The organism is Arthrobacter sp. H14, from assembly GCF_000520495.1.
In the GTDB taxonomy this organism is placed as follows: Bacteria; Actinomycetota; Actinomycetes; order Actinomycetales; family Micrococcaceae; genus Arthrobacter_C.
Genome location: NZ_KI914652.1, coordinates 38,505 through 49,780, shown reverse-complemented (window position 1 = coordinate 49,780; position 11,276 = coordinate 38,505). Strand labels below are relative to the sequence as shown.

General features: G+C 63.0%; 12 protein-coding genes and 1 pseudogene. 2 read left to right on the top strand and 11 right to left on the bottom strand.

What is annotated here, in order from left to right:
- Window positions 1–84 precede the first annotated feature (84 nt).
- Window positions 85–1,320, top strand: a complete 1,236-nt coding sequence (fabF, locus tag Y707_RS0111185; RefSeq protein ID WP_026535157.1) for a beta-ketoacyl-ACP synthase II — start codon at window positions 85–87, stop codon at window positions 1,318–1,320.
- Window positions 1,321–1,444: 124 nt separating this feature from the next.
- Here the strand turns inward: fabF and Y707_RS0111180 are convergent, their stop codons facing one another.
- Window positions 1,445–1,948: a DUF3145 domain-containing protein gene (locus Y707_RS0111180; protein ID WP_026535156.1), complete on the bottom strand. Its 504-nt coding sequence runs from the start codon at window positions 1,946–1,948 to the stop codon at window positions 1,445–1,447.
- A 232-nt stretch (window positions 1,949–2,180) separates the two neighbouring features.
- Here Y707_RS0111180 and Y707_RS0111175 point away from each other — a divergent pair, with 232 nt between their 5' ends.
- Window positions 2,181–2,948 carry a fructosamine kinase family protein gene (locus tag Y707_RS0111175; RefSeq protein WP_026535155.1) on the top strand — a complete coding sequence of 256 codons (768 nt, stop codon included), beginning with the start codon at window positions 2,181–2,183 and terminating at the stop codon, window positions 2,946–2,948.
- Between the two features lie 18 nt (window positions 2,949–2,966).
- Here the strand turns inward: Y707_RS0111175 and Y707_RS0111170 are convergent, their stop codons facing one another.
- The 10 genes and pseudogenes from Y707_RS0111170 to trmD all read right to left on the bottom strand — a co-directional run.
- A complete protein-coding gene (locus Y707_RS0111170; RefSeq protein ID WP_051441893.1) occupies window positions 2,967–3,929 on the bottom strand; it encodes a tyrosine recombinase XerC in 963 nt (320 codons plus the stop codon).
- A gap of 129 nt (window positions 3,930–4,058) precedes the next feature.
- Window positions 4,059–5,279: a DNA-processing protein DprA gene (dprA, locus tag Y707_RS0111165; RefSeq protein WP_051441892.1), complete on the bottom strand. Its 1,221-nt coding sequence runs from the start codon at window positions 5,277–5,279 to the stop codon at window positions 4,059–4,061.
- A pseudogene (locus Y707_RS25245) lies at window positions 5,276–6,836 on the bottom strand (YifB family Mg chelatase-like AAA ATPase). Before Y707_RS25245 ends, dprA begins: the two are co-directional and overlap by 4 nt.
- Entirely contained in the window at window positions 6,836–7,192 is a 357-nt protein-coding gene (locus Y707_RS0111155) for a YraN family protein (RefSeq protein ID WP_026535152.1), read from the bottom strand. The pseudogene Y707_RS25245 and the gene Y707_RS0111155 overlap by 1 nt, the downstream one beginning before the upstream one ends.
- Window positions 7,193–7,357: 165 nt before the next feature.
- Window positions 7,358–7,684: a DUF2469 domain-containing protein gene (locus tag Y707_RS0111150; protein WP_026535151.1), complete on the bottom strand. Its 327-nt coding sequence runs from the start codon at window positions 7,682–7,684 to the stop codon at window positions 7,358–7,360.
- Window positions 7,681–8,400: a ribonuclease HII gene (gene rnhB, locus Y707_RS25240; RefSeq protein ID WP_051441890.1), complete on the bottom strand. Its 720-nt coding sequence runs from the start codon at window positions 8,398–8,400 to the stop codon at window positions 7,681–7,683. Before rnhB ends, Y707_RS0111150 begins: the two co-directional genes overlap by 4 nt.
- Window positions 8,397–9,290 carry a signal peptidase I gene (gene lepB / locus Y707_RS25235; RefSeq protein ID WP_051441889.1) on the bottom strand — a complete coding sequence of 298 codons (894 nt, stop codon included), beginning with the start codon at window positions 9,288–9,290 and terminating at the stop codon, window positions 8,397–8,399. The genes rnhB and lepB (Y707_RS25235) overlap by 4 nt, the downstream gene beginning before the upstream one ends.
- Window positions 9,291–10,010, bottom strand: coding sequence for a signal peptidase I (gene lepB, locus Y707_RS25230; protein WP_051441888.1), 720 nt, complete (start codon window positions 10,008–10,010; stop codon window positions 9,291–9,293). It abuts the gene before it with no gap.
- A gap of 20 nt (window positions 10,011–10,030) precedes the next feature.
- A complete protein-coding gene (gene rplS / locus Y707_RS0111130; RefSeq protein ID WP_026535150.1) occupies window positions 10,031–10,372 on the bottom strand; it encodes a 50S ribosomal protein L19 in 342 nt (113 codons plus the stop codon).
- A 282-nt stretch (window positions 10,373–10,654) separates the two neighbouring features.
- Window positions 10,655–11,276 (bottom strand): tRNA (guanine(37)-N(1))-methyltransferase (gene trmD, locus Y707_RS25225; RefSeq protein WP_035781312.1); only part of this gene is annotated, 622 nt, incomplete at its 5' end.

Here is an 11,276-nt window from a genome sequence, read left to right as displayed (position 1 = left end):
CGGCCCCAGCCACCACCAATTTGATTTTTGCTGCCGCCCGCAACCGCGCCCACGGCAGAGAATATCGGCGAAGAGAGTGAATTAATGGCACGCAAAGTAGTCATCACCGGACTGGGAGCAACGACTCCCATCGGCGGCGATGTCCCTACCATGTGGAAGAACGCCTTGAAGGGCGTTTCCGGGGCCCGCACGCTCGAGGACGATTGGGTCGAAAAATACAATCTGCCTGTCACCTTCGCCGCCCGGGTCAGCACTCCGGCCTCCGCGGTACTCAGCCGGCACGAGGCCAAGCGGATGGACCCGTCCACGCAATTCGCCATGGTCTCTGCGCGCGAGGCATGGGCCGACGCCGGTATCGAGGGCCTTGACCGTGAACGGTTCGCCGTGTCCTTCGCAACCGGTATTGGCGGAGTGTGGACTCTTCTCGACGCCTGGGACACCCTTCGCGAGAAGGGCCCGCGCCGCGTGTTGCCCATGACCGTGCCCATGCTGATGCCAAACGGGCCGGCGGCAGCCGTAAGCCTGGACCTGGGTGCCAGGGCCGGTGCCTTTACACCAGTCTCTGCATGCGCCTCGGGAACCGAGTCATTGCACCAGGGAATTGACCTGATCCGTGCCGGCCGGGCCGACGTCGTCTTGGCCGGTGGCGCCGAAGCCGCTATCCACCCGATGCCGCTGGCAGCTTTCAGCTCGATGCAGGCGCTTTCCCGCCGCAATGACGATCCGGAACACGCCTCCCGTCCCTACGACATCGACCGCGACGGCTTTGTCATGGGCGAAGGAGCTGGTGCATTGGTCCTTGAGGCCGAGGAGCACGCTCTCGCCCGCGGCGCCAAGATCTATGGCGAGTTGGCGGGTACGGCTGTGACTTCCGATTCGTACCACATCACCGCTCCGGACCCGGAAGGGCTCGGTGCCACCCGTGCACTTAAGGGCGCGCTGTTCGATGCCCGGGTGCAGGCCGACGACGTCGTCCATGTCAACGCGCATGCAACATCGACGCCGGTTGGCGACAAGCCGGAATACTCAGCCCTTCGCGAGGCGTTGGGCAAACACGTTGATGACGTCTGTGTTTCCGCGACGAAGTCCCAGACCGGGCACCTCCTCGGCGCCTCCGGTGCGGTTGAGGCGGTCATGACCGTCCTGGCCGTGTACGAGCGCACAGCACCGATCACCATCAACCTGGAGAACCAGGATCCGGATATTCCCCTCGACGTCGTCACGTCGGAGCGGAAACTACCCAGCGGAGACATCGTCGCGTTGAGCAACTCGTTTGGATTCGGCGGCCACAACGCCGTCATCGTGATCCGCAACGTATAACCCGGCCGGTTTCCTCCGGCGGTCTTACAACTCTGGCCGGAGGAAACCAAGCTGAAACGGTACGCCGAAAGGGAGCTGCTCCTTTTGGGGACCAGCTCTTCTTCGTTATCCTGGTGGCCGGTGTTTAGCCGACTTGGTGCAGCCAGCGCACGGGAGCGCCTTCGGCAGCATGACGGAACGGCTCCAGCTCCTCGTCCCACGCCTCACCGAGTGCCAGGGACAGCTCGTGGTAGACCGCTGCCGGGTCTCCCGCGCCGTTCTCGTAGGCGTAGCGGATGCGGTCCTCGGACACCATGATGTTGCCGTGTACGTCTGTGGTCGCATGGAAAATGCCAAGTTCGGGAGTGTGGGACCAGCGGCCGCCGTCGACTCCGGGGCTCGGTTCCTCGGTGACCTCGTACCTCAGGTGCGCCCAGCCCCGTAATGCAGAAGCCAGTAGGGCGCCCGTCCCCTGCTTGCCGGACCACGACAACTCGGACCGGAACATTCCGGGCGCGGCAGGCTGAGGGATCCACTCGAGATCCGTTCGCTTATCCACGACGGATCCGATGGCCCACTCGATATGCGGGCATAACGCACTAGGGGCTGAGTGCACGAAGAGTACACCGCGCGTCATCACAACAGACATTCCATCCTCCATAGCTGTAGGTACGTCTTCCCCAACGACCTTCAACCCGTGATGAAATTCTGTTTACCGCGCAGTACCGTGCCGGTTGACCAGCCCTCATACTTGCTCTGTCACATTCTGCCGTACAAATTGGAATTGCGCCAGTGTAATTAGTGCCGGTGACAAAATAAGGCAGACACACGTCCAAGGGGCCACTCAACGAGACCTGATACACAAACGTTAGCCTGTTGTCATGGCTGGATTCATCAAGCAGCGCGCCGACGCGCCGGAAGGTTTTTTCGCCCTGGAGGCCGCTGGCTTGGAGTGGCTGGACTCTGCGGCACACGGTGTTCCCTGTGCAAAGGTCCGCAATGTCTCAGAGACATGGTTGGAATTGGAACAGCTCAGTCCAACGGCTCCGACTCGTGGAGCAGCCGCGGACTTTGGACGCCGGCTGGCCGCCACCCACAATGCGGGAGCACCGGCTTTCGGTGCCGGCCCGCCTGGATGGAGTGTTGATGGCTTCTTTGGCCCGCTGGACAATCCACTTCCCGTCCCACTCACGCATTTCGACCGGTGGGGAACTTTCCACGCCGAGGCCAGGCTTGCGCCAATGATCGAAATCGCCGCCACTCAGGGTGTGCTGGACGGATCCGCCCGGCAGCAGCTTGAAGCAGTTTCGAACCGGCTGGTGGCGGGCGACTTTGACGATCACGAACCACCCTCACGTATCCACGGAGACTTGTGGTCGGGAAACGTCATGTGGACTGCTGCAGGTGCAGTCCTGATTGATCCTGCCGCTCATGGCGGGCACCGGGAATCGGATCTGGCGATGCTGGCGCTGTTTGGACTTCCCTACTTGGATACGGTCCTCGCGTCCTACGAGGACGCCCATCCTCTGGTGGAGGGATGGCGCAGCCGCGTCAGCTTGCATCAGGTGTATCCCCTCCTCGTGCATGCGATCCTGTTTGGCGGCAGCTACCTGCGCCAAACCCTGGCAGCAGCCGCGCACTACCTCTGAACCGCAGGTCAAGTCCGGCTACGCCCGGGGGTGAGCCTGCTGGTAGCTCTGCCGCAGCCTGTCGACTGAGACGTGCGTGTAGATCTGGGTGGTTGCGAGGCTGCTGTGTCCCAGGATCTCCTGGACCGCCCGCAGGTCCGCTCCCCCATCGAGTAAATGTGTGGCAGCGCTGTGGCGCAGGGCGTGTGGACCGGTTGCCGCCGTATCGCCGAGTTCGGCCAGGACCTTGCCGACCACTTCCCGTACTTGCCGCTGGTCCACGCGCCTTCCCCGTTTACCCAGAAACAGTGCGGGACCGCTTCCGTCCACTATCACTGCAGGACGGCCGCGTCGGAGCCAGTCGTCCAATGAAACTGCGGCCGGCAATCCATACGGGACCGTGCGTTCCTTGTTGCCCTTGCCCACGACTCTCAGGGTCCGACGGTCAGGGTCCAAATCATCGATGTCGAGCCCCGCCAATTCCCCGACTCGAATACCGGTGGCATAAAGGAGTTCCACGATTGCCCGGTTCCGCACGCGCAGCGGTTCCCCGGTGGTGGAGCCATCAGCGAGTGTTTCCAGCATCCGTGACATTTGCTGCTGATGCAGGATCTGCGGGAGGCTGCTGTTTCGCTTGGGTGCCTTCAACCTGATGGACGGGTCGAGCTCAATGAACTCCTCGCGGACAGCCCACTGCAGGAAGGTCCGCGCCGTCGCCGCCCGTCGGGCCAGGGATGAGCGGGCTAGTCCTGAAGCGCTAAGCTCACCCAACCAACTGCGCAGCATGCCAAGAGTGATGTCCTCGAGTGCAGTTGCGCCCGCCGAAGCGGCATAGCCGAAAAGGCTGTTCAGGTCCCCGATGTAGGCCCTGGCAGTGTGCGGGGATCGGCCCCGCTCCGCGGTGATGTATCGCTCGAAAGCATCAATCGCCTCTCGGAAGGCATGTACGTTCCCCGGCAGTCGTTCGTCGCCATTGTCCCCGTTACTGCTGCCTTGGGCCATGCCGCTACGCCATCCCTTCTGCCGGTGTCGTCCCTGATCGGTGCCTCTCACTCCATTAGATACCCGTTGCCCCGGCATTCCGATTTGCCATGCCCGTCGCCCATGCCTTCCCGTCTTGTCCGGACCGTTTTAGCCATGTGGTTTCCTCCTTCGCCATGATCCGCCGATGGATTCGGCTAATCCTGCCAACTGCAGTCGTCCCAACCCGGCAAGCACTGCCGTTTGGCTAAGCCCTGCCACCCCCGCGAGTTTTTCCGATGTCGCCGAAGACTTGACGGGCAGCGCGTCGAGCAGAAGCAGATCCTCCAGGTTCAGTCCGTCGTGGTCGGCTGCCCGTCCAGCTGGTTCATGGGCCAAGGACTGCCCGATGGGTCCGGCCAGTTCAGCGATCTCGGCCGCATCGGTGACGCAGACAGCGGAGCCTTCCCGCAGCAGGCGGTGGCAGCCGGCAGAGTTGGCTGAGTGGACCGACCCGGGCACTGCCGCGACCTCACGGCTTAGATCTGCAGCGTGGTGCGCGGTGTTCAGGGCACCCGACCGCCACCGTGCCTCCACCACCACGGTGACCGAGCACAGCGCTGCGATCAACCTGTTCCTTTGCAGAAACCTCCAACGTGTAGGGGATGAACCAGGCGGGACTTCGGCGATCAGCATTCCCTGCTGCCCGATAGTCCGGAGCAGATCTTCGTTCCCGGCCGGATAGTACCTGTCCAGACCGCAAGCCGATACGGCGATGGTCGGTATCACGTCACCCGTTGCCCCGGTCGAGAGGGCGGCACGATGGGCCTGGGCGTCTATGCCGTAGGCACCACCGGACACAACGCAGATACCCCGCTGCACCAGGCCTGCGGCCAGATCCCCTGTCACGCTGTTGCCATAGTTCGTGCTGTCCCTCGAACCGACCAGCGCAACACTGCGGCTTTCCACCGGGACACCACTGCTCGGACCGCCACGCACCCATAAACATATTGGTTGGGCGATGCCAAGGTCGAGCAGTGCCTCCGGCCACTCGTTATCCTCAGGTGTCCAGATCCGTCCGCCTAGCCGTTGCATGGTCGCGATATCCCGGTCCGGCGCCAAATCCGCGGTTCTAGGAGCCCAGCGTTTGAGCGCTTCCCCCAGGCTTGAGCGTTTGGAGATGGTCCCCTGCGCCTCCAGTATCATTGCGACATCCTGGCTCGTCCGGGAACCGGCTTTGATCTGTCCCGTTGCGATGCGGAGTGCGTCGATGGGACCGACGCTCTCAATCAGAGCCATGCCAACCATGTCAGATGGTTCCATCAACCGGGATAGTGCAGCCCTCGACGTGCGGAGGTCCAAAGCCTTCGTCTCCTGCCTTATTGTCGTCATACCGCGCTCACCTGCTGCCGGAAGGCCAAGGCCGTCCCGACGTCCTCACCGATCGGTCTCCCTGCCGCGGAGGTCGGCCAAAGTCCACGCCACCCTCAGCACCCTGTCGTATCCCCGGGCGGTGAGTGTTTCGCGCTCCAAAGCTCTGTCCATATCCCTAGTGATCCTCCTATCCAGTGGAAAGTGATTGCGCAGCACCCGCCCCGGAACTTCGGCATTGGTCTCGCAGCCAAAGGGAGCCAGCCTCCGGTGCTGTTGCAGCCTGGCCCGCTTTACGCGTTCGGCAACGACTGCCGAACTTTCAGCCGTCTCCCCTGTCGCGAAGTCGGAGAAGCTGACCCGTGGAACGGATAGCTGGATATCGACCCGGTCCAGCAGCGGTCCGGAAATGCGGGTGAAGTACTGCCGGCGTTTGAACGGCGTGCACGTACAGTTGATGCCTTTCGCCGAAGCCTGACCGCATGGACATGGATTGGCGGCAAGCACCAATTGGAAACGCGCCGGGTACGATGCCGTGCCGGCGGAACGCTGGATTACCAGTTGGCCGCTCTCCAGCGGTTGGCGTAAGGCGTCCAGGACACCTCGGTGGTATTCCGGTGCTTCATCCAGAAAGAGCACGCCCCGGTGTGCCCGCGAGGCCGCGCCTGGCCTTGGAATTCCCGTTCCTCCCCCGATGATGGCCACTGCCGTGGAGCTGTGGTGCGGGCTCTCGAATGGCGGGCGGCGGATCAGCGATGCCCGTCCGGCGGCAATTCCACCCAGCGAGTGGATTGCTGTGACCTCCATGGCCTTGGAATCGTCAAGGTCGGGCAACAGGCCAGGCAGCCGTTCAGCCAGCATTGTCTTGCCAGCTCCGGGAGGACCGGTCATCAGGAGGTGATGGGCGCCGGCCGCAGCCACCTCCAACGCCATCCGCGCGTCGCCCTGCCCGGCAACATCGGCCATGTCCGGAACATCCCGCGGAGCTGGATGCGCGCCGTCATCGTCAGCGGAGGACATTGATACCTCCGCTGCCGCTTCCGAATCTTCCGGCAAGACCAGATGCAGCGGATCAGCGCCAAGGGCCAGCGCGACCTCGGCAAGCGTTCGGTAGCCGTGCACCTTGACTCCCGGCACCAGTCGCGCCTCGTCGGCGTTGGCGGCCGCGACCACAACGTCGCTGTAACCCGCGCCTGCGGCAGCCATCACGGCAGGAAGCACTCCACGAACCGGCCTGAGCCGTCCGTCGAGGCCAAGCTCAGCGATGAACACCGCTTGACCAGGATCACGAATGTCACCAGCCGCCCTGAGAGCCGCCACGACAATGGCCAGATCGAAGCTGGATCCCCGTTTGGGCAGCGTGGCAGGGATCAAGTTGACGGTGATCTTGCGCCTGCTCAGTGGAATTCCCGAATTCTGCGCGGCGGAACGAATCCGGTCCTTGGCCTCATGCAGTGACGCGTCCGGCAGCCCGAGCAGCACAAAGGCCGGCAGGGTTTGTCCAATATCAGCCTCGACCTCGACAATGTGGCCGGTCAGCCCCACCAGCGCCACGCCGTGTGTCCTCCCCAGCGGCATCAGCCGACCGCCTTCAGGTATTCGATGTCCACCGGTCCCGAGCCATCGTCCAGCACGGCCACGGCGTCGATGCGCCGCCGTCGGAACCGAAGGCTATGGAACCGGCACCACGCACCCGCCAGCCGCTGCAAACGCTGCAGTTTCGCTTCTGTGATGGCTTCAAATGGATGGCCGTAGGCGAGGGAGGCCCTGGTCTTGACCTCCACCACCACGAGGACACTGCCGTCGATTGCGACTATGTCGATTTCCCCGTCGGCACAGCGCCAGTTCCGGTCCACGACTCTGAGGCCGGTCTCTTCCAAATAGTTCACTGCCAGTGCTTCGCCGCGCTGGCCCAGTGCATCTTTCGCTCTCATCAATTACCTCCGCTTCCAGCATTGGCGCTGCTGGGGCAGAGGGTAAGAGCATGAAGACGTTATGTGGACGGCCAGACTAAAAGCGGAGACTGTGGAGGGAAAGAGGGCCACCTGGGACGGAGGCCCGTGCGCGGCGGAGACAGGAGTCGCCTATGGAGGAAAGATCTACAGCCCTGGCCCGGGATCTTTGGGGACCTGGAGTTCGTCGGACTGGACCAGTTCTTCGACGTTAACGTCCTTGAACGTGATGACCCGGACATTCTTCACAAAGCGCGCTGACCTGTACACGTCCCACACCCAGGCGTCCTGAAGGGTGAGGTCGAAATACACTTCCCCTTCGGCCGAGCGGGCCTGCACATCGACCTTGTTCGCCAGATAGAAACGCCGCTCGGTCTCGACCACATAGGAGAACAGGCCGACGACGTCGCGGTATTCGCGGTAGAGCTGCAGCTCCATGTCCGTTTCATAGTTTTCAAGATCTTCGGCGCTCATAAGCCCATCATCTCAGAGGACGACGCATCAATCCGCGGGGCACCGGTGAGGTTCCAGCTGCGTCGGTGCACCAGCGCCGGTCCGTGCTCCTGGATCGCCTTGCGGTGCGCCGCTGTGGCGTAGCCTTTGTTCATTTCCCATCCATAGGCGGGATATTCGACGGCGAGTTCCGCCATGTGCGTGTCGCGTTCGACCTTTGCCAGCACGCTGGCCGCAGCGACGCTGAGACACTGCAGATCGGCCTTGATCTTCGTGTACACCGGGGCATTGCATTCGGCGGGTTCGCAGTCACCGGCCGATTCAGCTTCGAAGAGCGAGCCCTGAGGCTGAACCGAGAGCCAGTCGTGATTGCCGTCGAGCACCACCGCATCGGGACGTGCGTGCAGCTGCAATTCCGCCCAGGCACGGTTACCGGCGCGGCGCAGCGCAGCCATGAGTCCGACGTCGTCAATCTCCTCAGCACCGGCATGGCCGACGCCGTAGGAAATGGCCCACCGCTGGATCTTCGGCACGAGGGCCACCCGGTCGACGGCGGAGAGCAGCTTGCTGTCCCGCACGCCCTTGAGGCTGCGGACAGCGGAAGCGTCGATCACCACCATGCCGACGCTCACGGGACCGGCGAGGGCACCGCGGCCGACTTCATCGCAGCCGGCGATCAGGCGATGCCCCGAGGACAACAGCGACCGCTCGTACCGCAGGGTGGGGCTCTTACTCATTCCGCTCCTACTGGCTCCGGTCGGGTCAGTGATTGGGCAGATGAGTCCGGTTCGGGAATGTCGTCGAACACGTCTGGATAGCTTCCGAGGAAGTCGAAGTGACTCAAGGGCCAGGCGATGACGACAGCTTCGCCCTCAACGGCATCCAAATCGACGAAGCCGTTGCCGTCTGTGCGGTGGTGTTCGCGTGAATCCGAGGAGGCATTCCGGTGGTCACCCATGACCCAGATTTTACCTTCGGGGACGACGACGTCGAACTCAGCGTCCGACGGCGCAGCGCCGGGATAGAGGTACGGCTCCTCGATGGGTTCACCGTTGATGGTGATCTGGCCCGCCGCGTTGCAACAGAGAACATGGTCGCCGCCGACGCCGATAACCCGTTTCACCAGATGTTGCTGTGAACTGTCCGGGATCAGTCCAAAGAAGGTCAGGGTTTCGTTAAGCCAGTTCGCAGGGCCGTCCGGCTGCTCCTGGACCGGCGGCAGCCAGCCCATGTTGTCCTCGAAGACCACAACGTCGCCACGCTCAATGTCCCCGGTCTCCTTCGCCAGCAGGTTTACAAAGATCCGGTCGTCGATCCGCAGCGTGTTTTCCATGGACCCGGACGGGATAAAGAACGCGCGGAACAGGAAAGTCTTGATCAGGAACGACAGAATGAGCGCGACGGCGATGATGACCAGGATTTCGCGCAGCCATCCCCAGTTGCCGCCATCCGAACCTTTGCCGTCGTCCTCGCTGCCCTTGGCATGGCTGCCTTTAGCGGCGTGACTCCCCGCCCGGGTTTCCGCCGCAGGTGTACCCGGTCCATTGACCGGCGGGTCCTCCCGGGGCTGGGCGGAATGGCGGGCGGGACCGTCGTCGTCGGCCTGATTGGCGGTGCTGTCCGGCATTTATGCGCCCTTCATTGTCAGTGCTGTACCCCCGGCGGCCGGAACCCGCTCCAGCGGGCCGATCCGGTCAAGTGGCCAGATAATGGTGGTAGGCCGGCCGATAATGCGTTCAATCGGCACGAATCCCCCGCCCGGCGCTCCGAGCAGCGAACGCGAGTCCGCCGAAACGGACCGATGATCGCCCATCAACCACAACTTACCTTCCGGCACGCGTACATCGAACTCCAACTCACTGGCTGCATCCTGAGGGTACAGGTAATTCTCCTCCAGCGGGTCGCCGTTGACCAACAACCTGCCGGCTTTATCACAGCAGGCGACGCGGTCTCCAGGAAGTCCGATGGCGCGTTTGACGTAGACCGTGTCGCTGCCCGTCAGACCCAGCCACTGTCCCACGGCTTTCGCCGCGGTCAGGGGAAACGGGTCACCGCTGTGCAGCGGCGCGAAGGAACCCCGCCCGTCGAAGACCACCAGGTCGCCGTGCCGGATGCCGCCGTCGTCGAATCCCGTGCGGCTGACCAGGACGCGGTCCCCTTCCTGCAGGGTGGGTTCCATCGATCCGGAAGGGATGTAATAGATCTCCACGAAGAATGCCCGGACGATGGCGGCCGCCACCACTCCCGCGATGGCCGCCCAGAGCACAAAACGCCAGCCCAGTTTCCGGGGCCGGCGTTTTGCGTTGTTCTCTGCGGTGTTGCCGCGAAGAGTTTGTGTATCGTGCACCGTTCTCTTGCGAGGAGTGCTTAGCGCTTTTCGCGGATCTTCGCAGCCTTGCCGCGCAGTTCACGCATGTAGTACAGCTTCGCGCGGCGGACATCACCACGGCTGGCAACCTCGATCTTGTCGATGATTGGCGAGTGCACCGGGAAGGTACGCTCCACGCCACAGCCGAAGGAAACCTTGCGGACGGTGAACGTTTCGCGAACACCATGGCCCTGACGGCCCACGACGAAGCCCTGGAACACCTGGACACGTGAACGGCTGCCTTCAATAATGTTCACGTGCACCTTGATGGTGTCACCGGCGCGGAACTCGGGGATGTCGCTGCGCAGCGAGGCTGCGTCTACGCTGTCTAGGATGTGCATATTGTCACTCCTGGTGAACGCCACAGGTCGCTCACTTTGGTCGCGGCAACGAAGCCTGCCCAACGCAGGAAACCTTGCCGAAAGTTGAGGTTCCACCGATTCCGCTGATGAGGTGCGGACCCGGTGTGTTTGACTGTCGATTGCGCTCCCCCTGTGGCAGGGGCGAACCCAGTAAACACAAGGTTTTATTCTGCCACAGTTGGGCAATCTATGGTAATCCTTGGCCACCTGGCAGAGTCATTGCACCCATACGAGGTAATTTTGGCGCCCTTGAGGGCCGGCTTACTCTGCCGAGCCGGATGGAACCGGCATGACGGCGCCGCCCTCGACCGCGTAGCCCAGTGCGGACAGCGTCGCGAGGTCGTGTTTCGACAACGAGCCGGGATCCAGCTGCTCAATCAGGTCCGGTCGCCGGGCTGCGGTCCGGGCCAGTTGCTCGTCGCGCCGGTAGCGTGCGATTTTCGCGTGGTTTCCGCTAAGCAGGATCTCCGGTATCTCCCGCTCGCGCCAGCTCGACGGTTTGGTATAGAGCGGATACTCCAGCAGCCCATCGGCATGGGATTCCTCCACCAGGGACTCGGGATTACCGACGACGCCGGGCAGCAGCCGTCCGACAGCCTCCACCATGGCGAGGACCGCGACCTCTCCCCCATTCAGGACGTAATCGCCGAGGCTCACCTGGCGCACCGTGAAATGCTCCTGCGCCCAGTCGATAACGCGCTCGTCAATGCCTTCGTACCTGCCGCAGGCGAACACCAGATGCTGCTCTTCGGCCAGTGCGTGCGCCATCGCCTGGTCGAAAACTTCACCTGCCGGCGAGGGCACGATCAACGTCGGCCTCGCACCCGGATCGTCAGCGAGGACGGACTCGAGGGCCTGGGCCCACGGCTCGGGCTTCATCACC